Origin of the sequence: Salmonella sp. K21076 (genome assembly GCF_039650795.1) — a bacterium.
GTDB classification, from domain to species: domain Bacteria; phylum Pseudomonadota; class Gammaproteobacteria; order Enterobacterales; family Enterobacteriaceae; genus Salmonella; species Salmonella enterica.
Map to the genome: position 1 here is coordinate 202575 of NZ_JBCLYA010000044.1, position 22706 is coordinate 225280.

The 22706-nt window shown below is 53.2% G+C and carries 20 protein-coding genes and 5 pseudogenes; 5 read left to right on the plus strand and 20 right to left on the minus strand.

Features of this window, described 5'->3' with window-relative positions; all coding sequences use genetic code 11:
- Positions 1-64: 64 nt before the first annotated feature.
- From proW to AAYN39_RS12745, 7 genes and pseudogenes are all read right to left on the minus strand, one after another.
- On the minus strand, positions 65-1129 hold the full coding sequence (proW, locus tag AAYN39_RS12715) for a glycine betaine/L-proline ABC transporter permease ProW (protein WP_000775015.1): 1065 nt from the start codon (positions 1127-1129) through the stop codon (positions 65-67).
- A pseudogene (gene proV / locus AAYN39_RS12720) lies at positions 1122-2323 on the minus strand (glycine betaine/L-proline ABC transporter ATP-binding protein ProV). The gene proW and the pseudogene proV overlap by 8 nt, the downstream one beginning before the upstream one ends.
- A 354-nt stretch (positions 2324-2677) precedes the next feature.
- Positions 2678-3637 carry a class 1b ribonucleoside-diphosphate reductase subunit beta gene (gene nrdF, locus AAYN39_RS12725; protein ID WP_000777898.1) on the minus strand — a complete coding sequence of 320 codons (960 nt, stop codon included), beginning with the start codon at positions 3635-3637 and terminating at the stop codon, positions 2678-2680.
- 10 nt (positions 3638-3647) lie between these two features.
- Complete coding sequence (gene nrdE / locus AAYN39_RS12730; protein ID WP_000201426.1) at positions 3648-5792, minus strand: class 1b ribonucleoside-diphosphate reductase subunit alpha; 2145 nt, start codon at positions 5790-5792, stop codon at positions 3648-3650.
- Positions 5765-6175, minus strand: coding sequence for a class Ib ribonucleoside-diphosphate reductase assembly flavoprotein NrdI (gene nrdI / locus AAYN39_RS12735; RefSeq protein ID WP_001275403.1), 411 nt, complete (start codon positions 6173-6175; stop codon positions 5765-5767). Before nrdI ends, nrdE begins: the two co-directional genes overlap by 28 nt.
- Positions 6172-6417 (minus strand): glutaredoxin-like protein NrdH, encoded by a 246-nt coding sequence (gene nrdH, locus AAYN39_RS12740; RefSeq protein WP_000028873.1) that lies wholly within the window; start codon positions 6415-6417, stop codon positions 6172-6174. The genes nrdI and nrdH overlap by 4 nt, the downstream gene beginning before the upstream one ends.
- Positions 6418-6688: 271 nt before the next feature.
- The gene (locus AAYN39_RS12745; RefSeq protein ID WP_000209805.1) at positions 6689-7120 is read right to left on the minus strand and encodes a carboxymuconolactone decarboxylase family protein; all 432 of its coding nucleotides are present in this window, start codon (positions 7118-7120) and stop codon (positions 6689-6691) included.
- A gap of 88 nt (positions 7121-7208) precedes the next feature.
- On the opposite strand from AAYN39_RS12745, the pseudogene AAYN39_RS12750 reads away from it, so the two are divergent.
- Positions 7209-8543, plus strand: a pseudogene (locus tag AAYN39_RS12750) (PLP-dependent aminotransferase family protein).
- An 83-nt stretch (positions 8544-8626) separates the two neighbouring features.
- Here the strand turns inward: AAYN39_RS12750 and AAYN39_RS12755 are convergent.
- Complete coding sequence (locus AAYN39_RS12755; RefSeq protein WP_001519557.1) at positions 8627-8953, minus strand: DUF883 domain-containing protein; 327 nt, start codon at positions 8951-8953, stop codon at positions 8627-8629.
- Between the two features lie 161 nt (positions 8954-9114).
- On the opposite strand from AAYN39_RS12755, the gene AAYN39_RS12760 reads away from it, so the two are divergent.
- Entirely contained in the window at positions 9115-9465 is a 351-nt protein-coding gene (locus AAYN39_RS12760) for a DUF2002 family protein (RefSeq protein WP_000281304.1), read from the plus strand.
- Between the two features lie 34 nt (positions 9466-9499).
- Here the strand turns inward: AAYN39_RS12760 and alaE are convergent, their stop codons facing one another.
- Positions 9500-9949 carry an L-alanine exporter AlaE gene (gene alaE, locus AAYN39_RS12765; RefSeq protein ID WP_000492647.1) on the minus strand — a complete coding sequence of 150 codons (450 nt, stop codon included), beginning with the start codon at positions 9947-9949 and terminating at the stop codon, positions 9500-9502.
- A gap of 698 nt (positions 9950-10647) precedes the next feature.
- On the opposite strand from alaE, the gene stpA reads away from it, so the two are divergent.
- Positions 10648-11049 (plus strand): DNA-binding protein StpA, encoded by a 402-nt coding sequence (gene stpA / locus AAYN39_RS12770; RefSeq protein ID WP_001051100.1) that lies wholly within the window; start codon positions 10648-10650, stop codon positions 11047-11049.
- Between the two features lie 89 nt (positions 11050-11138).
- Here stpA and AAYN39_RS12775 read toward each other — a convergent pair.
- From AAYN39_RS12775 to AAYN39_RS12785, 3 genes and pseudogenes are all read right to left on the minus strand, one after another.
- A pseudogene (locus AAYN39_RS12775) lies at positions 11139-11319 on the minus strand (hypothetical protein).
- A gap of 78 nt (positions 11320-11397) precedes the next feature.
- Positions 11398-11925, minus strand: a complete 528-nt coding sequence (locus AAYN39_RS12780) for a rhodanese family protein (protein WP_000022010.1) — start codon at positions 11923-11925, stop codon at positions 11398-11400.
- A gap of 9 nt (positions 11926-11934) precedes the next feature.
- Entirely contained in the window at positions 11935-12234 is a 300-nt protein-coding gene (locus AAYN39_RS12785) for a metalloregulator ArsR/SmtB family transcription factor (protein ID WP_000137417.1), read from the minus strand.
- 182 nt (positions 12235-12416) lie between these two features.
- Between AAYN39_RS12785 and AAYN39_RS12790 the strand changes: the two genes are divergently transcribed.
- Both AAYN39_RS12790 and lysM read left to right on the plus strand, forming a co-directional pair.
- On the plus strand, positions 12417-12575 hold the full coding sequence (locus tag AAYN39_RS12790; RefSeq protein ID WP_000508175.1) for a YqaE/Pmp3 family membrane protein: 159 nt from the start codon (positions 12417-12419) through the stop codon (positions 12573-12575).
- A gap of 99 nt (positions 12576-12674) precedes the next feature.
- Positions 12675-13124: pseudogene (gene lysM / locus AAYN39_RS12795) on the plus strand (peptidoglycan-binding protein LysM).
- 21 nt (positions 13125-13145) lie between these two features.
- On the opposite strand, the gene csiR reads toward lysM, so the two are convergent.
- From csiR to AAYN39_RS12835, 8 genes and pseudogenes are all read right to left on the minus strand, one after another.
- The gene (csiR, locus tag AAYN39_RS12800; protein ID WP_000126152.1) at positions 13146-13823 is read right to left on the minus strand and encodes a DNA-binding transcriptional regulator CsiR; all 678 of its coding nucleotides are present in this window, start codon (positions 13821-13823) and stop codon (positions 13146-13148) included.
- A 41-nt stretch (positions 13824-13864) separates the two neighbouring features.
- Positions 13865-15265: pseudogene (gabP, locus tag AAYN39_RS12805) on the minus strand (GABA permease).
- A 129-nt stretch (positions 15266-15394) separates the two neighbouring features.
- Positions 15395-16678 (minus strand): 4-aminobutyrate--2-oxoglutarate transaminase, encoded by a 1284-nt coding sequence (gene gabT, locus AAYN39_RS12810; RefSeq protein ID WP_001095643.1) that lies wholly within the window; start codon positions 16676-16678, stop codon positions 15395-15397.
- Positions 16679-16692: 14 nt separating this feature from the next.
- Positions 16693-18141: an NADP-dependent succinate-semialdehyde dehydrogenase gene (gene gabD / locus AAYN39_RS12815; RefSeq protein ID WP_001176534.1), complete on the minus strand. Its 1449-nt coding sequence runs from the start codon at positions 18139-18141 to the stop codon at positions 16693-16695.
- A 21-nt stretch (positions 18142-18162) separates the two neighbouring features.
- Positions 18163-19431 carry an L-2-hydroxyglutarate oxidase gene (gene lhgO / locus AAYN39_RS12820; RefSeq protein ID WP_000271916.1) on the minus strand — a complete coding sequence of 423 codons (1269 nt, stop codon included), beginning with the start codon at positions 19429-19431 and terminating at the stop codon, positions 18163-18165.
- A gap of 25 nt (positions 19432-19456) precedes the next feature.
- Positions 19457-20434 carry a glutarate dioxygenase GlaH gene (gene glaH, locus AAYN39_RS12825; RefSeq protein ID WP_000993092.1) on the minus strand — a complete coding sequence of 326 codons (978 nt, stop codon included), beginning with the start codon at positions 20432-20434 and terminating at the stop codon, positions 19457-19459.
- 302 nt (positions 20435-20736) lie between these two features.
- A complete protein-coding gene (locus AAYN39_RS12830) occupies positions 20737-22251 on the minus strand; it encodes a tripartite tricarboxylate transporter permease (protein WP_000382024.1) in 1515 nt (504 codons plus the stop codon).
- Positions 22252-22261: 10 nt separating this feature from the next.
- Complete coding sequence (locus AAYN39_RS12835) at positions 22262-22696, minus strand: tripartite tricarboxylate transporter TctB family protein (protein WP_001574835.1); 435 nt, start codon at positions 22694-22696, stop codon at positions 22262-22264.
- Positions 22697-22706: the final 10 nt, after the last annotated feature.

Sequence of the window (22706 nt, forward strand, 5' to 3'; positions counted from 1 at the left end):
TTCCTTTAATTATGGTAGGGAGTTGTAAGCCCGGTAAGCGCAATGTCACCGGGCGTCAGGAGAGTTACTTAACGAAAGGGCGGGTGATTAGCCCAACAGGACCGGTGGTATACCAGCGACGGTTACCGCGGCTACGCGAGTCGCGCCCGACGGCCTGCGTCAGACGGTCCAGAATGATGGCGAGAATCACAATGCCGACGCCGCCGACGGTTGCCAGCCCCATATCAAGACGACCAATGCCGCGTAGTACCATCTGGCCAAGCCCACCGACCGCAATCATCGAGGCGATGACGACCATTGAGAGAGCCAGCATCAGCGTCTGATTAACGCCTGCCATAATGGTGGGCATCGCCAGCGGTAGTTGCACTTTGAACAACATTTGGCGCGGGCTGGCGCCGAACGAGCGCGACGCTTCAATTAAGTCGGCAGGCACCTGGTTAATGCCCAGGATCGTCAGGCGTATAATCGGCGGTAGAGCAAAAATAATCGTCACCACCACGCCCGGCACGTTACCGATGCCGAATAACATGACAATCGGCACCAGATAGACAAACGCGGGCGTGGTCTGCATCGCATCCAGCAGCGGACGAACTATTTTGGCCGCGCGCGGGCTGCGCGCCAGCCAGATTCCCATCGGTAATCCGATCACGACGCAGAACAACAGGGCGGTCAGCACCAGCGCCAGGGTAATCATCGCCTGCGACCAGGCGCCGATCGCGCCGATGGCGATCAGCGATATCAGCGCCGCGATCCCCATGCCCACACCGGAAACCTGCCAGGCAATCAGCGCAAAGAGAATAATCGCCACAGGGGCGGGCATTCCCAGCAGCAGTTGCTGAAAGCCGTTAAGGATGTAATCCACCGGCACACGAATCCCCTGAAAAAGGGGACGGAAATGGGTGACGACCCAGTCGATTCCCTCTGTGACCCAGCTATCCAGCGGGATAAGCGTCTTATGGAACGGGTCCAGAAGAGAAAAGTGTTCAGGGGCTGGCGCGGGCGCGCTGTTCAACCAGTCGGTACTGCCGCCGTCCGTGGCTACGCCTGCCGGTGTTCCCCAGGCATCAGCCGTTTGCGTCGTCGTATCGGCCACCTGTGCGGTATCCCACGGATTCGTTTGATCAGCCATTGTTACCCCCCTCGCGATCTAAAGCCTGTAGCAACATACGTTTTGAAATAATGCCAACATACTGGTGTTCTTCATCGACAACCGGCACCGCGCAGGGCGCCTGGCCGACGTGAGAGAGCAACTCGCTGAGTGGGGTTTGCGCATCAACGACTAAAGGGTCGTCGATAAGCGCCGCTTCAATCCCTTGCGCCTGGCTTAATGCCGCTTTTAATGAGTCGATGGACACGACGCCCACGAATTTATTGCCACGCTCAATGACGTAACCATATTCACGGTCTTCATCCTGTAATAATTTCAGTGCCGAACGGGGACCAAAACCTGGCGTTTTACGAATTAAGCCGACCGGACTGCGACGGGCAATATCTTTGGCGCTAAAGACCTGACTAATATCCACGCCACGGAAGAACGTGCGGACATAATCATTTGCCGGATTATTCAGGATCTCATCCGGCGTACCAACCTGTACGACCTCGCCATTTTGCATAATGGCAATCCTGTCGCCAATACGCATAGCCTCATCAAGATCGTGGGAAATAAAGACAATGGTGCGCTGATGTTTCGCCTGTAATTTCACCAGCTCATCCTGCATTTCGGTACGAATTAATGGATCGAGGGCGGAAAACGCTTCATCCATTAATAAGATATCAGGGTTGATTGCCAGCGCGCGGGCAAGCCCAACACGCTGACGCATCCCACCGGAAAGTTCATCCGGATAGGCGTGAGCGTAATTCTCAAGCCCCACCTGACGCAAGGCGTCCAGCGCTTTTCGCGACGCTCTTGCGCCGCGATGCCCGCTAATTCCATACCGAATGCCGTATTATCCAGCACGGTCATATGCGGCATGAGCGCAAATGACTGGAAGACCATCGCAATCTTTTTCCTGCGCACCTCGCGAAGCTCAGCGTCTGATATTTTGGCAATATCAACACCGTCAATCAGTACCTGCCCGCGGGTGGGTTCAATCAGGCGATTGAGAAGGCGTACCATTGTGGATTTACCCGAGCCGGATAATCCCATGATGACAAATATCTCGCCTTCTTCAATGGCCAGACTGGCGTCTTTAACGCCAAGCGATAGCCCCGTTTTTTCCAGTATTTGCTCTTTCGATAGTCCCTTTTCAATATATTTGAAGGCACGCTGCGGATGCTCTCCAAATATTTTATACAGATTCTTCACTTCTAATTTAATTGCCATGCAATAGAATGATTCCTGTTATTTACTTATGTCGATATGTTACCTGATAGAAATAGTTACCTTTTTCTACCCTAACATACTCAGAATCTGAGACAACCCTGAATTTGCTTCTGGCATGAATATTGCGAGGTGCTATCGGCTGTGATTTCCCATGATATAAGGGCTGAACGCGAATGGGGAGGGAGAGATATTTTTTGAGACAACCAGCAAAAATCCACCTGAATTGGAGGAATCCAGGTGAATAATGTCACTCGTATTGAGTGTAGGACATGTTGTAATATTTGCGCGATTTAACCCGGTATTGCTTGAAATAAAGGCATGGAAAATGTAACGTTATTTCCCATGCCCGCAAGGTTAAAAATTCCAGTCTTCGTCTTCGGTTTCGACCGTTTTCCCCATCACATAAGATGAACCTGAGCCGGAAAAGAAATCATGGTTTTCGTCGGCATTCGGCGAGAGCGCGGCAAGGATTGCGGGATTCACGTCTGCCATCTCCGGCGGAAATAACGCCTCATAACCCAGGTTCATTAAGGCTTTATTGGCGTTGTAGCACAAGAAGGCTTTGACGTCGTTAACCCAGCCGGTTTCCGCATATAACGCTTCTGTGTAGCAGATTTCGTTGTCGTACAGTTCCATCAATAAATCCAGCGCGAAAAGCTTTAACTCTTCACGCTCGATTGCCGATAGTTTTTGTAGCGCTATCTGATGCTTATAGCCAATATAATAACCGTGAACCGCTTCATCGCGAATGATTAAACGAATCAGGTCGGCAGTGTTCGTGAGCTTACCGCGGCTGGAGAAATACATCGGCAACCAGAAGCCGGAATAGAACAGAAAAGACTCTAAAAAGACGCTGGCAATCTTTTTCTTTAGCGGTTCATCGCTGACGTAATGAGCTAAAATAATCTGCGCCTTACGCTGAAGCGGTGGGTTTTCTTCGCTCCAGGCGTAGGCGGCATCAACCTCTTTCGTCTGGCACAGCGTGGAGAAAATAGAACTGTAAGAGCGGGCGTGTACCGCTTCCATAAAGCTGATGTTCGACAGTACGGCCTCTTCATGCGGCGTGATGGCATCTGCCATTAACGACGGCGCGCCTGCGATGTTCTGGATAGTGTCGAGCAGCGTAAGACCCGTAAACACGCGAATGGTGAGCTGCTGTTCGGCGGCGCTCAGCGTCTGCCAGGCCGGAATATCATTCGATAACGGCACTTTTTCCGGCAGCCAGAAGTTACTGGTCAGCCGGTTCCACACCTCCAGATCTTTGTCGTCCTGGATCTTGTTCCAGTTGATGGCGCTAATACGAGATAATTTCATATGGCTTTCCTTATAGCGCGCAGGATACGCAGCCTTCAATTTCAGTACTTTCCAGCGCCAACTGGCGAAGTCGGATGTAATACAGTGACTTAATACCTTTTCGCCAGGCATAGATCTGCGCTTTGTTGATATCGCGGGTCGTGGCGGTATCGGGGAAAAACAGGGTGAGCGACAGTCCTTGATCGACGTGGCGCGTGGCCTCGGCATAGGTATCAATAATTTTTTCCGGACCGATATCGTAAGCATCCTGATACATGTCCAGGTTTTCATTAGTCATAAACGGCGCGGGGTAATACACACGCCCGGTTTTGCCCTCTTTGCGAATCTCAATTTTGGCCACAATCGGATGAATGCTGGAGGTCGCATGATTAATGTAAGAAATCGAACCGGTCGGCGGCACCGCCTGCAAATTTTGGTTATAGATGCCATAGCGCATCACATCGTCGCGCAGCTTTAGCCACATTTCGCGTGTGGGCAGCGTAATGCCGCTGCGGGCAAATAGCGCCCTGACTTTCGCCGTTTTCGGTTGCCAGTCGTCCTGTAAATACTGCGTAAAATAGTCGCCGCTGGCATAGCGCGACTGCGCAAATCCGGCGAAGGTTTTGCCGCGTTCGCGGGCCAGCCGCATTGAAGTATGCACGGCATGCCAGGTAATGGTGTAAAAATAGAAATTGGTGAAATCCAACGCCTCCGGCGAACCGTAGGCAATACCTTCCCTCGCCAGATAGCCATGCAGATTCATCTGGCCCAGACCGATGGCATGAGAGGCGGCATTACCGGCGGCTATTGAGGGCACGCTGCGTATATGGCTCATGTCCGACACCGCCGTCAGGCCGCGAATAGCGGTTTCTACGGTACGGCCAATGTCCGGTGAATCCATGACGTGAGCGATATTCAGCGAGCCGAGATTGCAGGAGATGTCATGCCCGATGTGGGTATAGTCAAGGTTATCGTCGTAACGAGAGGCGCTATTGACCTGTAAAATTTCCGAGCACAGGTTGCTCATATTAATGCGACCAGCAATAGGATTCGCGCGGTTTACCGTATCTTCAAACATGATGTAGAGATACCCGGATTCGAACTGAATTTCCGCCAGTGTTTGAAAAAAGTCACGGGCGTTAATATAGGTTTTGCGCACGTGCGGATCGGCAATTAATTCATCGTACCGTTCGCTAATGGCGATATCGCCAAACGGTTTGCCGTAGCGTCGTTGTATGTCATAGGGCGAAAAGAGCGCCATTTGCGCGTTTTCTTTCGCCAGCCGGAAGGTGATGTCCGGGATCACCACGCCGAGAGAGAGCGTTTTGATCCGGATTTTTTCGTCGGCATTTTCCCGTTTGGTATCCAGAAAACGCAGAATATCCGGATGGTGCGCATGGAGATAAACCGCGCCGGCCCCTTGGCGCGCGCCAAGCTGGTTGGCATACGAAAACGCGTCTTCCAGCATTTTCATCACCGGGATCACGCCGGAAGACTGATTCTCAATGCGTTTGATCGGCGCGCCCGCCTCGCGCAGATTGGAGAGTAAAAATGCGACGCCGCCGCCGCGTTTGGAGAGTTGCAGCGCCGAATTCACCGCTCGCCCGATCGATTCCATATTGTCTTCGATACGGAGCAGGAAGCAGGAGACCAGTTCCCCACGCTGCTGTTTACCGCAATTTAAAAAAGTCGGGGTAGCGGGCTGAAAGCGACCAGAAAGCATTTCATCGGTCAGTTGGGTGGCCAGCGTTTCGTCACCCTGCGCCAGCGTCAACGCCACCATTGTCACCCGATCTTCAAAGTGTTCCAGATAACGTTTGCCGTCGAAGGTTTTCAGCGTGTAACTGGTATAGAACTTCCAGGCGCCAAGAAACGTCTGGAAGCGAAAGCCGCTGGCGTGGGCGTGCTCGAACAGGCGGAAGACGAAGGCGCGGTCGTAACGCGCGAGGACGGCGTCATCGTAATACCCTTCCCGAACCAGCGTCTCCAGACGTTCATGCTGGCTGGCAAACTTCACGGAATGCGGGCGGACGTGGGCGGCAAAGAAGGCGTCGATCGCCTGCTGGTCCTTGTCGAACTGAATATGGCCTGCTTTATCGTAAAGATTCAGCATCGCGTTCAGGGCGTGGTAATCCATGGTTTCCTGCATTACGCGCTCCGGGGTGATTGTTGCCAAAATTCATTTACTCCTTTTCGGACGTTATCGATGTCGCGTTGTGTGCCCATGAGCTCAAAGCGGTACAGCCAGGGGACGCCGCATTTTTGTGCTATCACATCGCCAGCGCATCCCCAGGCATCGCCGAAATTGCGGTTACCGGAGGCGATGACGCCGCGAATGCGCGCCCGGTTGTGTTCATCATTTAAAAAGCGGATCACCTGTCGCGGCACCGCACCGGCCATCCCGCCGCCGCCGTATGACGGCACAACCAGAATGTACGGTTCGTCTACCTGAATTCGCTCCCGTTCATTGAGCGGAATACGCGTGGCGGGCAGCCCCAGACGCTGCATAAAACGGTGCGTATTTTCAGAGCTGCTGGAGAAGTAGACGAGCGCGCTCATGCGTTTGCCGCGTGGGGCGTCGGGGGCAGACGGTTAATCATGTCCGGACGGAAGCCAGACCAGCTCAAATCGCCCGCCATCACCACCGGTAATTGACGAAACCCTTGCGCCCGGAGCGTATCCGCTGCATCCGGCACCAGATCGACGTTCACCATCTCAAATTCAAATCCACGGCTTTCCATCGCCCGCTTTGTGGCGTGGCACTGAACACAGTTATTGCGAGTGTAAATAGTAATGCTCATGATTCGTATTTCCATTTAAAATGAGAAAACGGCGCGATGAAACGCGTCGGATTGTCGTGTGTTGATACACGAAATACTAGATGTAGTTGAATTAAGATTCAACCATACAAGATATGGGAATTTTCGATTGATTTTAACGCCGCTGATGAACGCAGCGGGGTAGGGGCGGCATGGCTAATTTTTGCCGGATGGCGGCGTGAACGCCCGATCCGGCCTGCAGGTTCACGCATAACAGAGTTGGCTGACATCAGCGCTATCCGGCAACAATGCGTCACATTCGCATACCGATCGCCAGACGGTTAAAGCAGTTCATTAAACCAATAGCGAAGGTCAGATCGCTGATTTCACGCGCGCTGAAATGATCGAGCAGCGGCAGGTAAACATTATCTTCGGCGTGGGTTTCAGCAATGTGCGTCACCGATTCCGCCCAGGCTAACGCCGCGCACTCTTGCTCGTTGAAATGGTGGCTTACCCGCCATCCTGCCAGCGCATCTAATTTAGCTTGATTCACGCCAGCCTTACGCAGCGCTTTACTGTGCATCTCCAGGAAAAATGCACAACCATTTATTTGCGAAACACGCAGGTAAATCAGCTCCATCAGAGTGGGGTCAATCGTGCTCTTTTCCAGCGCGTTTTTCGCCTGCACCAGAGCGCTGTAAACCTCCGGGCTCAGTTCATAATAGGGTTGGCGTAACGTCGTCATTATGTTTCTCCTCGTGTTGATGACGAGCACTGTAGCACTATAATGGTCTGTAAAAGAGAGCCATATTTTTACAGAAAAAGCAGACCATATGCCGCGCTATCAGTACATCGCTCGTCAGTTAAAAACGGCCATTGAGCAAGGAGAACTCGCGCCCGGAACGCGTTTGCCTTCCAGTCGGACGTGGGCGCAGGAACTGGGCGTTTCTCGCGCCACGGTGGAAAATGCCTATGGCGAGCTGGTAGCGCAGGGCTGGCTGGAGCGACGTGGCCAGGCAGGCACGTTTGTGAGCAACGCTCTACGGTTTGAGACGGCGCCGCCGATACCCGCTGTTTTTGCCGGAGAAAGTCCGGAACCGAAACCCTTTCAGATGGGGTTACCGGCGCTGGATCTCTTTCCACGCGAGAAGTGGGCGCGAGTAATGGGGCGTCGGTTGCGCACGCAGACACGCTTCGATCTGGCATTAGGCGACGTCTGCGGCGAGGCGATTTTGCGCTAGGCGATAGTCGATTACCTGCGGGTTTCGCGTAGCATTGAATGTCTGCCGGAACAGGTATTTATTACCTCCGGATATGCGGATTCTATGCGGCTAATCCTGCGTACATTGTCTGTGCCGGGAGACAGCATGTGGGTGGAAGATCCCGGCTTTCCGTTAATTCGCCCGGTGATAACGCAGGAGGGGATTACGCTGGCGCCGATTCCGGTCGATGCCGATGGGCTGAATGTCGCAGCGGGGATGCGGGATTGCCCGCAGGGACGCTTTGCATTGGTGACGCCCGCCCATCAAAGTCCGTTGGGGGTGGCGCTGTCGTTAACTCGCCGACGGCAACTTCTGGCATGGGCGGCGAATGTGCAGGCCTGGATTATTGAAGATGACTACGACAGCGAATTTCGTTATCACGGTAAACCGCTTCCGCCGCTCAAGAGTCTGGATGCCCCGCAGCGAGTGATTTACGCCGGAACGTTCAGTAAGTCGCTCTTTCCGGCATTACGTACCGCCTGGCTGGTGGTGCCGATAAAGCAGATTGAGCATTTCCGCCAGCAGGCGTCGCTGATGCCCTGTAGCGTACCGTTGTTATGGCAGCACACGCTGGCTGATTTTATCCGTGATGGCCATTTCTGGCGGCATCTGAAAAAGATGCGTCAACATTATGCTCAGCGACGGTTATGGATTGAAGAGGCGCTGGCAGAACAGGGATTTGTCGTGACATTACAGAAAGGCGGTATTCAATTGGTTATTGAGGTTGAAGGTGATGATAAAGCGCTGGTAGCAAAAGCGAATCAGGCCGGACTGGCGGTACAGGCGCTAAGTCGTTGGCGAGTGGTTTCGTCAGGAAAGGGGGGCATTTTACTGTCGTTTACCAATATTACTTCCGCTGGCATGGCGAAACAGGTAGCATGTCAGCTTCGACAGGCGATACAGTAACCGTTTCGCCGAATGGCGCGACCTGGGCCTGCGGCAATGATGCAGGCCCCATAAAGTATGTCGCCATCCGGCAGCGCACGTCGTTAGCGACGCAGGCTAAGCAGCGCCCCGATAAAAATCCCCACCGCTGCGGCGGTTCCTACGCTACACCAGGGTTTTTCACGCACAAACGTATCCGCGCACCCCATCGCATCACAGGCGGCTTGTTTTACGCGAGTACGACCCTGCATCCGCGCCCGGGTCTCTTTCAGCAACGCCTGTGCTTTACGTCGCGCAGCCTCGGCTTCGTCTTTCGCATCGCTTCCCCAGGATTTAAGGACATCTTCCAGACTGTCGGCTAATCGATTGACATCATTCTGAATATCCTGAACACCATCATCGACGTCGTTTCGGTTCGGTTTGTTAAGCATATGATCCTCCATTGATTTCGATGTAGCTTTCAGTGTAGTTCATATTTTTACCTGCTGAGGCTTGTTACGGCGATATCATGCGTTTCTGGACTTTTCTGAAAGCGTTGATAACGCGCTATCGGGTAAGGTAAGCCCGCAGTAAAAGAGAATGAGGATAAAACATGTATTTACGACCTGACGAGGTGGCGCGGGTACTGGAAAAGGCAGGGTTTACCGTCGATGTGGTGACGAATAAGACGTATGGTTATCGACGCGGCGAGAATTATGTTTATGTTAACCGCGAGGCGCGTATGGGGCGTACCGCGCTGATCATTCACCCCAGATTAAAAGACCGTAGCTCATCACTGGCTGACCCGGCTTCGGATATTAAAACCTGCGATCACTACCAAAATTTTCCGCTCTATTTAGGCGGCGAGACCCACGAACATTACGGTATTCCCCACGGCTTTAGCTCCCGAATAGCGTTAGAACGTTATCTGAATGGGCTTTTTGGCGACGAAAAAAGCGACTAAAAGCGCGACTGGCAAAGCCAGTCGCGACGTTAACTTATGCCTTAGCCTGATGATAGCTGCTCACTTTAAACAGGCGACGACAATAATTCAGGAAGTAGCCATAAACCGCGCCCATTAACATTGAAACAACAATGTTTGAACTCACGGCGGCCACTATCTGATGCCAGCCGGCGCCGACGGTCAGCAAGATGATAATATAAACGGGTGACTGAAAGGTGACATAAGCCAATACATCCGCCAGGTTTTTGGCCCATCCCGCCGGGCTTGCCTTACGCGCGACGCGCATAATCAGATCGCGGTAAACGCCGTATGGCCATGCAATCAAAATGTTGACAGGTATCGCCACCAGCCTGGAAGAAAGCGACTGCTCAAAGCTCATTCCGGAGAGGAATATCTCGATCAACATGTTCACAACAGAACAGTGAACAACCATCGCAAACGTGTCTGCTACGGCATGACGCAAGCGTGACTGTGGAGAGAACATGTTAATGCTCCTTGTAGCGTATCGATCAGAATGAGGTGATAGTTGGTAGTGAAATTATAAAGCGCTTTTGTCTTTTCATAGAGTATATCCCTATATAATAACTATCAACTAGCGTAATATTTTTATTTATAGGCTTTTTGTCGATAAAATACTCTGTGATTGTGTGTTTTTTTGCTCGCGGCGAGATTTTCGTTGTTGTTAGTCATTAATTACTTTTAAATCAATACATTATAATGCATTGTTTTTCTGGCGATTTTCAGCCACATTCCAAATGTTGTCAGATGCGATGTATTCTCGGCTAACGGCACGCGCTCTGCTTTTCTCAGCATAATTATAGCTATTACAGGGTGATTTTTAGCATAAAGCTCTGATGATAATTTTTGAATGATTAATCTATTATTGTGCTGAAATATTCACTTCTGTATAAGGTCAGCCACCGTGAGGGTCACCGCGGTTACTGAGATACGCAATACGCTATAAACAGCCGAACGGGAAACCTACAGATATACCGTAGGCAGAATAACCTGAAACACACAGGGGGTAATGAATATAATCTTCTGGTTAACAGATTAATATAATTAATCGAGTTATGCTGTGTATATCTGTATGAACTTTAGGATCTGGAAATATAATCAATAATCGCATACAATACCGCCTGTAATAGTTTTTGTTTTCTGCGTTAAAAGGTTTTTATTGATATGAATTTGATGTTACAGAACTTAAATAATATCCGCACGCTGCGCGCTATGGCTCGCGAATTCTCCATTGATGTTCTTGAAGAAATGCTCGAAAAATTCAGGGTTGTCACTAAAGAAAGACGCGAAGAAGAAGAATTGCAGCAACGCCAGCTTGCCGAGAAGCAGGAGAAAATTAATGCCTTTCTGGAGCTGATGAAAGCAGACGGTATTAACCCGGAAGAGTTATTTGCCATGGATTCAGCAATGCCGCGTTCTGCTAAAAAGCGCCAACCGCGTCCGGCAAAATATCGTTTTACTGATTTCAATGGCGAAGAAAAAACCTGGACCGGACAAGGTCGTACGCCTAAACCGATTGCCCAGGCGCTGGCGGCGGGGAAATCTCTGGATGATTTCTTAATCTAATCACGGATAACCTTTAACAGATGGCGCTGCGTTTCCTGTCTCTATTAACCGGGATTCAGGGAACGTTGCGCCATGCTCATTTTGATAAATCAGCACACGCCAAAATCGCCCTTTTCGCAATAGGGGGTGACATCTGCCGCTTTGAGGATCAATTTTTCGCCCGGCTCATTACCGACCTGTACCGCGACAATATGATCCTCGTTGACTTCAATCACTTTCAGTTTCGGCCCCCCCCATTCGGGGCTGTACGATATCGCCTGGTGTGAACATCACGTCCTCCCGTTGAACAATGGTATAAACCCGCCTTCAGTCTACTACACACTTACCGACGCGCGGTGAAAGTACCGCTTAATGAGTACGGGTATTCCAGGGCATTTTTTCCAGTAGTCGCGCCATTCCGCAGAAGCCGGTTATGCCTGCCAGCATTAACCCGGCCCCGACAAAACCGCTAATGAGGAAAAAGCCGCCGTGGACCGTATAGCCCAGAATCACCCCAAGCAACGTCAACCCGCCGGCGGCGATTTGCACCTGACGCATCAGCGGCAACGGTTGCGATTTGTCTTCTGTGACGGGCAATCCTGCCGCTTTCCATCCGTCGATACCGCCTTCCAGTAAACTGACTTGAGCAGGGGCGGCAATGGCCTGTAGTTTTGCTGCATTGCTGCTGGTTCGTTTACCTGACTGACAGTGAAAAATAATCTGTTCCGCTCGCAGGTTGGCGGGCAAATCGCCCTGTTCAAGCCGGGAAAGCGGCGCCAGTTGCGCATGTGGAATATGCTCGCGCAGATATTCATCGGCGTCGCGCACATCAATCAGTTTCGCGCCTTGCGCTATCAGCGCTTGCGCCTCACGGGGGGAAACTATCCCAATGGACATCGTGCCTCCTTATGGACAATAGAGATTCTTTAACGTGGCGATAAGCGTATTAACCGCCTCATTTTTAATGAAATAGTGAATGCGCTGGGCATCGCGTTGACTATCAATCAGCCCTTCTTCCCGCATCCGCGCCAGATGCTGCGACGTCGCGGAGGGGCTTAGCCCGGTAATGCGCGCCAGTTCGCCTGCGCTGGTTTTTGGTGAACCGCAAAGCATACATAAAATCAGTAATCTTTTTGGGTGGCTCATCGCTTTGAGCAGGGCCGCTGCCTGTTCTGCGCTGGCCTGAAGTTTTTCAAGCTCTGTCATAGTTATTTAAGTGTTTTCTAAATTTAGTTAATTCTAAAATAAACGTCAACCTGATGCCAGCGTAAAAAGCGTAAAGGAGGGTAAAAGCGCGGCGCGCGACTGGCAGGCTCAGGTAAACTGACTATGCTTAGAGATAAAATCTCTTTTTAAACAATGACTAATTTTGCTTGTATGGAGTGTATATGGGTTTCTGGAGAATTGTATTTACGATTATTTTGCCTCCGCTCGGCGTACTTTTAGGAAAAGGGTTCGGTTGGGCATTTATCCTTAATATCCTGCTGACATTACTCGGATATATTCCGGGGCTTATCCATGCATTTTGGGTTCAGATGCGTCATTAATTACCGGCCACCGGCGGCGCATAAGCGCCGCTTATCAGGATAACCTCATTCCCTCTGCTACACTTTTCTTTGTGTGTATTTTTGACAAGCGAGGTGAATATGGGACTTTTCAATTTTGTAAAAGATGCAGGTGAAAAACTCTGGGACGCGGTAACCGCTAATCATGATAAGGACGATCAGGCGAAAAAAGTCTAGGAACATTTAAATAAAACGGGAATACCCGACGCTGACAAAGTGAATGTGCAAATTGCTGATGGAAAAGCGACAGTGACGGGTGATGGGCTGAGTCAGGAGGCAAAAGAAAAAATTCTGGTTGCCGTGGGGAATATCGCCGGGATTAGCAGCGTTGACGATCAGGTTAAAACCACGACGCCAGCGGCTGAAAGTCAGTTTTATACCGTAAAATCAGGCGACACCCTGAGCGCTATTTCAAAGCAAGTGTATGGTAACGCCAATCTGTATAATAAAATCTTCGAGGCAAATAAACCGATGCTGAAAAGCCCGGAAAAAATATATCCGGGACAAGTGTTGCGTATTCCTGAAGAATAATGGCTATCAGGCCGTGCCTGGCTACATTTTTCCTGCCATCGCCTGGCGAATAATGGGAATCGGCGTCAGCAAATGCTGACGCATTAATTCGCTGGCGCGTGCCGCCTCGCGCGCCAGTATCGCTTCGGTTAGCGTGTGATGCTGGATATGTTTATCTTCCAGCATCTCGACGGACAGAACGGTTTCACGTAACCAAATAAAGCGGTAGCGGGCCGCCAGGTCAAATAAGCGTTCGCGCATCTGTAGCAGATAGTGGGAGCCGCACCCGGCGACAATGGCGGAATGAAACGCCTGGTGGCGCTGATCCCATTCATCGAGCATATGTTCACTGGCATCGCTGGCTTCCAGTTTACTGAGCATATGCGCTCGCGCCAGGATCTCCGCCTCCCACGCATCATCGCCGCGTTCAATCGCCAGGCGCACCAGCATCGCTTCCATATTGGCGCGCGCGTCAAAAATATCGAGGAGTTCCGCCTCTGACATGGATGCCACGCGATAGCCTTTTTGATTCACCACGGTGACCAGCCGTTCCGCCACCAGTTGTGACAGCGCCTCACGCAGCGGCCCTACGCCGAGCGCATAGCGGGCGGTTAATAAACTCATCCGCAGTTTCTCATCCGGCTGATAAGTGCCGCGAATAATGTCATTTTTAAGCCAGCGATAGCCATCTATGGCCGTCGGTTGGGAAAGGGCGGTCATCTTTTACTCCTGAGAAGCTTCCCGGCTGACGCCGGGAATAACTAACGTAGGTTTTGCAGGGGGGCTTTTTGCCACCTTATCAGTTTTTTCCAGCGAGACATAATGGGGACAGTACCTATTATGCCCAGCCCTAACAGCCCCGTTGAAATGACTTCTAGTTGCTGTGCCGGTCGAAATAGCATCACCACCAGAACAAAGCAGATAAAGCCGATAACCAGCCAGGTGAGCCACGGATAAAGCCACATTTTCAACTTAATTTCTCCGCCCTGCGCCAGCAGAATTTTACGCATCCGCAATTGCGAAATCGCAATCACCAGATAGACCAGCAGCGCGATGGCGCCGGAACTGTCGATAAGAAATTTAAACACTTTTGCCGGGGCGTAATAATTGACGATAACGGTTAAAAAGGCCGCGCCGGTAGAGAGGAGAACCGCCACCCAGGGCGTTTTGCTACGGTTAGTTTTTCCCATTATCGCAGGCGCATCGCCGCGGCGGCTAAGGGAATAGAGCATCCGGGAGGCGGTATATAATGCGGAGTTCAGACAACTGGTCACCGACAATAAAATCACGCAGTCCATAATGAATTTTGCGTGCGGAATATGAAGCAGCTCCAGTACCGAACGGTACGAACCTACGCTTTTCAGACCCGGCATATTCCACGGGATCAGCGCCACTACCACAAAAATGGAACACAGGTAAAAGATGGAAATTCACCAGATAACAGAATTGGTGGCGCGTACGATATGTTTATCCGGCGTATCGGATTCCGCGGCAGCAATAGTGACGATTTCCGCGCCCATAAAAGAGAACATGGTGATCAACATGGCGCTTAACACCGCACCGAAGCCGTTAGGCATAAAACCGCCGTGATCCCAGAGCCGGGAAATACCGCTTACCTCGGCATACGGATAAAAACCGCTAATCGCCGCCGCGCCCAGCGCGATAAACGCCAGAATGGCAATTACTTTAGATAGCGCCAGCCAGAATTCGAATTCACCGTAATTTTTGACGCTCAATAAATTGCTTCCGGTTAAGGCAAGCGTAATCACTAATGAAAATAGCCACACCGGAATACCCGGTATCCATGAATTCAGAATAATGGCGGCAATATTGGCCTCCAGCGGAATAACCAGCACCCAAAACCACCAGTATAACCAGCCGATGGTATACCCGGCCCAGGGGCCGATCGCTTTATCCGCATAGGTGGAAAAAGAACCGGTATCCGGTGTGGCGACGGCCATTTCAGCCAGCATTCGCATAATCATGACGACTAAAAGTCCTGCGAACAGATAGGCCAGCAGTACCGCAGGGCCGGCCTCCGCAATCGCCACGCTGGAACCGACAAACAGGCTGGCGCCGATGACGCCGGCGATCGATAACATGGTGACGTGGCGTGATTTCAGCCCGCCCCCTAATGCATGTGATTCTGACAATTGCCCCATCCTAAAACCTCTTTATTGTTATTGCGCTCGTTTACCGGATGGTGCCTGGCTTATTCGGCCTACAATCGAAACGGTTTTTGTAGGCCGGATAAGACAGTTACGTCGCCATCCGACGCTGCTTATTGGACATTACGCTTGTTTCGCCTCATCAAAGCACTGGGCGATAATCTCCAGGCCTTGCCGAATCTGCGAGGCCTCAATAGTGAGTGGAACGAGGATGCGCAAGATGTTGTAGTAAGGACCGCAGGAGAGCAGAATTAACCCTTTCTCGCGGGCGCGGGCCACAATGTCGGCGGTCAGAGTCGCGTTCGGTTTGCCGGGGTCGCCATTTTCGAACAACTCAATGGCGATCATGGCGCCCAGTCCGCGCACGTCGCCAATCTCACGGTGCGTTTCCGCTATCTCCATCAGGCCATCGCGCAGCGTTTTGCCAAGCGTATTCGCCTTTTGCAGTAGATTTTCCTGCTCGAAAATGTCCAGTACCGCCAGCGCGGCGACGCAGGCAATCGGGTTTCCGGCATAGGTGCCGCCCAGACCGCCCGGCGCGATAGCGTCCATCACGTCTGCCCGGCCGGTAACGCCTGCCAGCGGAAAGCCGCCGGCGATCGATTTCGCAAACGTGGTAATATCTGCCGCAACGCCCATCTGTTCCATGGCGAACAGCGTACCGGTCCGGCCCGCGCCGCTTTGCACTTCGTCGGCAATCAACATAATGCCGTGTTGGTCGCATAGCGCGCGCAGTCGCTGCATAAACGCGGGAGAGGCGGCGTAAAATCCGCCTTCGCCCTGTACCGGCTCAATAATAATGGCGGCGATATCTTCCGGCGCGGCATCATTTTTAAAGATGCGTTCAATGCTGGCGATCGCGTCGTCGTCGCTGATGTTGTGTAGCGGGCAAGGATAAAGCGCGCGGTAGACATGGCCTGGCATCAATCCCATACCCGCAGAGTACGGGTGTACTTTCCCGGTCAGAGAGAGCGTGTAGTGGGTACGACCGTGGTAAGCGCCGCTAAACGCGATAGCGCCGCTGCGTTTTGTCGCCGCGCGGGCGATTTTCACCGCGTTTTCAACTGCTTCTGAACCGGTCGTGACCAGCAACGTTTTTTTGGCGAAATCGCCCGGTACCTTCTGGTTCATGCGTTCGCACAGCGCCAGGTACGGTTCATAGGCCAGCACCTGAAAACAGGTATGCGACAATTTCTTCAACTGCGCTTCGACCGCTGAAACAATGCCCGGATGTAAATGACCGGTGTTCAGGACGGCAATGCCGCCCGCGAAATCGAGATACTCACGGCCTTCGACATCCCAGACCCGACAATTTTCCGCCCGCTCGGCGAAAATCGGGTGAATCTGGCCCACGCCGCGAGGAACGGCGTTATGACAGCGCTGCATTAAAGTGTTATTGGTATTCATTAGCGACTCTCCTGTTAAAGGCCGATGCACATATATTTGATTTCTAAATAATCTTCGATGCCGTATTTGGAACCTTCACGGCCTAATCCGGAGGCCTTAATACCGCCGAAAGGCGCGACTTCGTTGGAGATAATGCCGGTATTAATACCGACGATGCCGTATTCCAGCGCTTCGCCGACGCGGAAAACGCGGCTTAAATCGCGTGCATAAAAATAGGCTGCCAGGCCGAACTCGGTATCGTTAGCCTGCCTGATGACATCCGCCTCGTCGCTGAAGCGGAACAGAGGCGCGAGCGGCCCGAATGTCTCTTCTTTGGCGACTTTCGCGTTATCAGGAACATCCGCCAGAATGGTCGGTTGAAAGAAGTTGCCGCCTAATTTGTGCGCTTCACCGCCCGTAATTACGCGGGCGCCTTTTTCCAGCGCGTCGGCGATATGCTCCTGGACTTTAGCCACGGCTTTTTCATCAATCAGCGGCCCGATAGCGACGTCGGCTTGCAGGCCGTCGCCGACCGCGAGCTTATTTACCGCCTGGTTGAGTTTTTCCGCAAAACGATCGTAAACGCCGTCCTGAACATACAATCTATTGGCGCAGACACAGGTCTGCCCGGCGTTGCGAAACTTCGAAGCCAGCGCGCCCTCGACGGCTTTATCCAGATCGGCATCGTCAAAGACGATAAACGGCGCATTGCCGCCCAACTCCAGCGATACTTTTTTAATGTCTTTGGCGCATTGTTCCATTAGCTGGCGGCCAATCTCCGTCGAGCCGGTAAACGACAGTTTGCGTACCAGCGGGTTGCTGGTCAGCTCGCCGCCGATATCGCCTGCCGAACCGGTAACGACGTTAAATACGCCTGCGAGAATTCCGGCGCGCTGGGCCAGTTCCGCCAGCGCCAGCGCGGAAAACGGCGTCTGGCTGGCGGGTTTGAGTACCATTGTGCAGCCTGCGGCCAGCGCGGGGCCGGCTTTACGGGTGATCATTGCCGAGGGAAAGTTCCACGGGGTAATCGCGGCGGTGACGCCGATGGGCTGTTTAATCACCAGCAGCCGTTTATCGGTCTGATGACCTGGAATCGTGTCGCCATAGATACGCTTCCCCTCTTCGGCGAACCATTCAATAAACGAGGCGGCGTAGCTAATTTCGCCTTTCGCTTCCGCCAGCGGTTTGCCCTGTTCCAGCGTCATCAGACGCGCCAAATCGTCCTGATGTTCCATCATCAGATTGAACCAGCGACGCAGGATATTGGCTCGCTCTTTGGCGGTGAGCGCGCGCCAGGCGGGCAGGGCGCGATTGGCGGCGTTGATGGCGTCGCGCGTCTCTTCCGCCCCCATTTTGGGCACATTGCCAAGCGGTTTCCCGTTGGCGGGGTTGCTCACGGGGATGACATCGCCGCCGCGCGCGTCGCGCCAGTCGCCATCGATAAAGGCCTGCTGGCGGAACAGGGTAGAGTCGTTAAGTTGCATAATTGCTTCCTGTCTGAAGGGTTAACGGGTAAATGCGGCGTGTAATGCGTCCACGCTGCGTGCCGCACGCAGCGTACGTCCGGGGTTGCTCTGGCTTGCGCGTAGCGCCTGAACTTTACTGACGATATGCGCGCCGATAGGTATCGCTGATGTCGCCGCCGGGGAGGGTGCGTTACAGGTGTGAATGGAACGCGGCGTCGTGACAAACAGAAAATCATCAATCAGTTTGCCGTCCGGCGAAACCGCCTGCGCCCGCACGCCTGCCGGCCAGGGCTGGAGATCGTTGACGGTCAGGCTGGGGCAATACTTTTGTACTCGCCGCAAATAGCCGCTTTTGCACAGCGAGTTTTTCATCTCGCCCAGTCCGGAAAGCAGATGGTTTTGCAGTACGCGGCGAATGCCGGCGGAGCGGAAAATCTCCAGGGTGTCGGTGAAGGAAACGTCGCGCTTACGGTAGCCTTCGCGTTTAAGCGCCAGCACCGCATTCGGCCCGACCGTGACGCTGCCGTCGATCATGCGGGTAAGGTGGACGCCGAGAAACGGCATTGCCGGATCGGGGATCGGGTAGATCAAATGGTTAACGATCCGGTTGTGTCGCGGGGCCAGACGAAAGTACTCGCCGCGGAAAGGGCAGATAATAAAACCGGGCTCCACGCCCAGCATTTTGACCAGCCGATCCGCCATCAGCCCTGCACAGCCGATAAGCGTAGCGGTTTCGATTTCTCGGCCTTGCGAAGTGCGAATGATAACGCCAGCGGCATGTTCTGTTAGCGCGCTGACCTCGGCATGGTAGATGATCTCGCCGCCTTTGGCCTGAAAGCGGTTCGCCATGGCCGTCGCGACATCGCGATAGCTGACAATCCCGCTGGAAGGGACAAAAATCCCGCCCAGGCCAATGATATTGGGTTCGCGTTCACGCAGCTCCGCCGCGTTTAACCACTCGCGCTCTAAGCCGTTGGCCGCCGTCCGCTCCCATAGCGCGCGCATCCGCGCCATTTCCAGCTCCGAGGTGGCGACCAACATTTTGCCGCAGGTGTCGTAGCGGATGTTGTTTTGATCGCAAAAGGTTTTGGTCGCCTGATTGCCCGCCAGACAAAACCGCGCTTTGAGGCTGCCGGGCGTGTAGTACACCCCGGCATGGATCACGCCGCTGTTATGCCCGGTCTGGTGGCAGGCTGGCGCGGACTCTTTTTCCAGCAACGCGATGCGCGCATCCGGGTAGACATCAATAAGTTGCATGGCGGTCGACATGCCGATAATGCCGCCGCCGATAATCACAAAATCATACATCCGCGTAATTCCTTCGCCGTGGCGCTTATTGGTGAGTTTGATAATGGCTGGCGGCGTAGGCGAAGTAACCGCGCTGGCGCATCAGCTCGCGACGCAAGTCAGGATGCGGCGTAAAACGATCGCGTCCATGTAGCCAGAACAGATTGTTAATCAGCAGGAATTTGCCGACCGGTACCGGCACGGAGAGGATGTTTTGACTGGTTTCCAGCGCGTCTGAAAGCTCGCTGAGCCAGACGCCTTCTTCAAAGTCTTTTGGCTGGACGAACTGGTCGATATAACGCATGACCGGGCGGCCTTGTTGGTCGACATCAAACACCGGGTGCCAGACGTCATGGCTAACATTCTTGCTTGGCGGCGCCGCCCAGCGCATGACGCGACGCGCCAGCGGATGGGTAAAAAACGACTCCAGATGTTCCCAGTCATCAAGGTGCAGCAGCAGCGAATTACCGCCTTCCATATTTTGTTCGTCGATTTTCATCATCAGCACGTAGTCGGTCACCTCCTCAACATAGGTACCGTCATTGTGCAGTTCCATTACGCGGTGGGGCTGGCGCAGATAACTGTCGGAGTTGTCGACGTTTTTGACCACGAAACGCGCGTAATACTGGCCGCTCATCGCATCGTAGTTGGAGCGACCAATAAGATGCGCCACCGCCGTCGCCAGTTTGACCATCTCTTCTGCCTGTGCGACATCATCGATCCCTTCGGCGCTGATCAACAGCGCGCCTTGTGCACGGTTGAGGAGCGTTTTGATCAACAGCGGTTGTAGCTGATTGCCGCACAGATCGTCGAGGATCTTGCCGATTTTGAAACGTAAGAAAGATTTGTATTCCAGCGCCTGCACCGGCCACTGCGCAACCTGATGGAGAAATTGTCTTGTGGTATCCGCCGTAAACGTTAACGCCAGCAGGCGCGGCGACTGCGCCGAAGGGGCAAGGATGAAACCAGTATGGCGTTGGGCTAAATCATCTGTGTTCGCTTTTACGGCAGTCAGTGCATTCATCAGAATCATTCCTCTCGGTAGATGGTCAGGGAGACATGGCGATGCTCATTTCGTAGCCATAAATTAAAAATATCGACATTTTCCAGGAACGCGTATGAAATAACCGCTTTTGTTTAATTATTGTGATCAAAAACAACAAATATTTAACAATGCGAAAGGTGAGGTTAACGGCGCCACGAGCCTGACAACGGCAAGAAGGGGTGTAAAATGAGCGAGTTATGGAAAGAGTGATGCTGGCGGGGTTGCCCGGCCTGGCACATGAGCGCGTAGGCCGGACAAGTACAACGTATTTCAGCAGTCAATTAACTGGCGTCAACCTGCGGTTTACGGCTGTGTTTACGGATCAGACGTAACACTGGCGGTACGACAATGACTATGATCGCCATGATCAGCAGGGCTTTGGCAACGCCGCTTTGCCACAAAATCGCCATATTGCCGTTACTGATGGAGAGTGCGCGACGCAGGTTCTGCTCCAGCATTTCCCCCAGTACGCATCCCAGGATCAGCGGCGACATGGGGAAGTGCATTTTACGTAAAATGTACCCTAACACGCCAAGCGCGACCATCAGCACCAGATCGAAGGTGGGGCTGTGTACCGCATATACCCCTACCGCCGATACGGCAGCGATGGCGGGTACCAGGAACCACAGCGGAATGGTGAGCATACGGGTGAACAGACCGATCAACGGGATATTCATGATCAGCAGCATCACGTTCGCAATCAGCAGCGCAGCGATGAGTCCCCAGACGATATCCGGCTGTTCGGTGAACATCGCCGGGCCTGGCGTGATGTTATACAGCGTCAGCGCCCCCATCATCACTGCCGTAGTGCCGGAACCGGGAACGCCCAGCGTCAGCATCGGGATGAAGGAGCCGCAGGCAGAGGCGTTGTTTGCCGCCTCCGGCGCCGCGACGCCGCGAATATCCCCTTTGCCGAAGCTATCGCTGTTGCCGCTGAGTTTTTTCTCGGTCATATAGGTAATGGCGCTGGCAATGGTCGCCCCGGCGCCGGGCAATACGCCGACAAAAAAGCCGATTACCGAAGAACGCAGGGTGGTGCCGATACACTGCGCGCCTTCTTTCAGGTTGAACAACATTCGACCCGTTTTGCGGACCATTGTTTGCCCGCTGCTGGTATGTTCCAGCATTAAAAGTATTTCTGATACCGAGAACAGGCCGATCACCACGACGATAAACTGTACGCCGTCGGAAAGATGAACGCTGTCAAAGGTAAAGCGATAAACCCCGGTGTTGGCGTCCACGCCGACGGTCGCAAGGCCAAGACCGATCAGAGCTGCCAGAAATGATTTAAGCGGGTTTTGCGCCATCATGCTGCCAAGACAGGCGATAGCAAAAACCATTAAGGCGAAATATTCCGCCGGACCGAAGGCCAGCGACCATTGCGCCAGTAAAGGGGCGAACAGAATGATGCCGCCGATAGCGATTAATGAACCGAAAAATGAGCTGACTGCGGAAATCGACAGCGCTACGCCGCCTTTCCCTTGCTGCGCCATTGGGTAACCGTCCAGCGCCGTCATGATCGCCGCCGCATCGCCGGGGACGTTGAGCAATATGGAGGAGATCCTGCCGCCATACTCACAGCCAATGTACACCGTCGCCAGCAGAATTAGCGCCGACTCCGCAGGCAGATGCAACGCAAAGGCCAGCGGCAGTAAGATTGCCACGCCGTTGATCGGTCCCAGGCCCGGCAGCAGACCGACGATCGTGCCCACGAAGCAGCCAATCAACGCGATAACCAGGTTTTCCGGCGTCATTGCCACCGCAAAGCCCTGAGAAAGACATATCCAGGTATCCATCGTTGCTCCGTTAACTCAGCCAGGCGCCGAGAGGTAAGGTGACATCAAGCAGCCGGTCAAAGGCATACCACAGCAGAATGCCTAATACCGCGCCGGAGATACCCGCCGCCGGAATCGTGGCGCCGAACAGCATCCCGATAACCATGGTGAGAAGCGCGGTGGCGATGGGAAAACCCAGCCATTCGAATCCCCAGGCATACATCAACAGGATGATGATCATGGTAATTAGCTTTTGCAGAACATGGCGGCGCGGCCAGCTCACCGTGTCGGGATGGCGCAATAACAGCGCCAGCGCGCAGAGCGCCATCAGGCCGATAATCCCCAGCGGAAAAGGGCGGGGGCCGACGGGTTCATAGCTGTATTCGCTTTGGATCTGCCAGGCGATGAATAGCCCGGCGATACAGAGCAACAGCCAGATACCCGCAAAGATACGATCGCTCATCATTGCCTCCGCG

Excerpts from the sequence above, each read along its gene's own strand:
- nrdF (WP_000777898.1), bottom strand. The coding sequence starts at position 3,637 with ATGAAATTATCTCGTATTAGCGCCATCAACTGGAACAAGATCCAGGAC.
- AAYN39_RS12830 (WP_000382024.1), bottom strand. The coding sequence starts at position 22,251 with ATGGATACCTGGATATGTCTTTCTCAGGGCTTTGCGGTGGCAATGACG.
- lhgO (WP_000271916.1), bottom strand. The coding sequence starts at position 19,431 with ATGTATGATTTTGTGATTATCGGCGGCGGCATTATCGGCATGTCGACC.
- csiR (WP_000126152.1), bottom strand. The coding sequence starts at position 13,823 with ATGACCGCCCTTTCCCAACCGACGGCCATAGATGGCTATCGCTGGCTT.
- stpA (WP_001051100.1), top strand. The coding sequence starts at position 10,648 with ATGAATTTGATGTTACAGAACTTAAATAATATCCGCACGCTGCGCGCT.
- nrdH (WP_000028873.1), bottom strand. The coding sequence starts at position 6,417 with ATGAGCATTACTATTTACACTCGCAATAACTGTGTTCAGTGCCACGCC.
- alaE (WP_000492647.1), bottom strand. The coding sequence starts at position 9,949 with ATGTTCTCTCCACAGTCACGCTTGCGTCATGCCGTAGCAGACACGTTT.
- AAYN39_RS12785 (WP_000137417.1), bottom strand. The coding sequence starts at position 12,234 with ATGACAGAGCTTGAAAAACTTCAGGCCAGCGCAGAACAGGCAGCGGCC.
- AAYN39_RS12745 (WP_000209805.1), bottom strand. The coding sequence starts at position 7,120 with ATGACGACGTTACGCCAACCCTATTATGAACTGAGCCCGGAGGTTTAC.
- AAYN39_RS12835 (WP_001574835.1), bottom strand. The coding sequence starts at position 22,696 with ATGATGAGCGATCGTATCTTTGCGGGTATCTGGCTGTTGCTCTGTATC.
- glaH (WP_000993092.1), bottom strand. The coding sequence starts at position 20,434 with ATGAATGCACTGACTGCCGTAAAAGCGAACACAGATGATTTAGCCCAA.
- proW (WP_000775015.1), bottom strand. The coding sequence starts at position 1,129 with ATGGCTGATCAAACGAATCCGTGGGATACCGCACAGGTGGCCGATACG.
- AAYN39_RS12755 (WP_001519557.1), bottom strand. The coding sequence starts at position 8,953 with ATGCTTAACAAACCGAACCGAAACGACGTCGATGATGGTGTTCAGGAT.
- gabD (WP_001176534.1), bottom strand. The coding sequence starts at position 18,141 with ATGCAACTTAACGACTCTACCCTGTTCCGCCAGCAGGCCTTTATCGAT.
- nrdI (WP_001275403.1), bottom strand. The coding sequence starts at position 6,175 with ATGAGCGCGCTCGTCTACTTCTCCAGCAGCTCTGAAAATACGCACCGT.
- AAYN39_RS12780 (WP_000022010.1), bottom strand. The coding sequence starts at position 11,925 with ATGTCCATTGGGATAGTTTCCCCCCGTGAGGCGCAAGCGCTGATAGCG.
- gabT (WP_001095643.1), bottom strand. The coding sequence starts at position 16,678 with ATGAATACCAATAACACTTTAATGCAGCGCTGTCATAACGCCGTTCCT.
- AAYN39_RS12760 (WP_000281304.1), top strand. The coding sequence starts at position 9,115 with ATGTATTTACGACCTGACGAGGTGGCGCGGGTACTGGAAAAGGCAGGG.
- AAYN39_RS12790 (WP_000508175.1), top strand. The coding sequence starts at position 12,417 with ATGGGTTTCTGGAGAATTGTATTTACGATTATTTTGCCTCCGCTCGGC.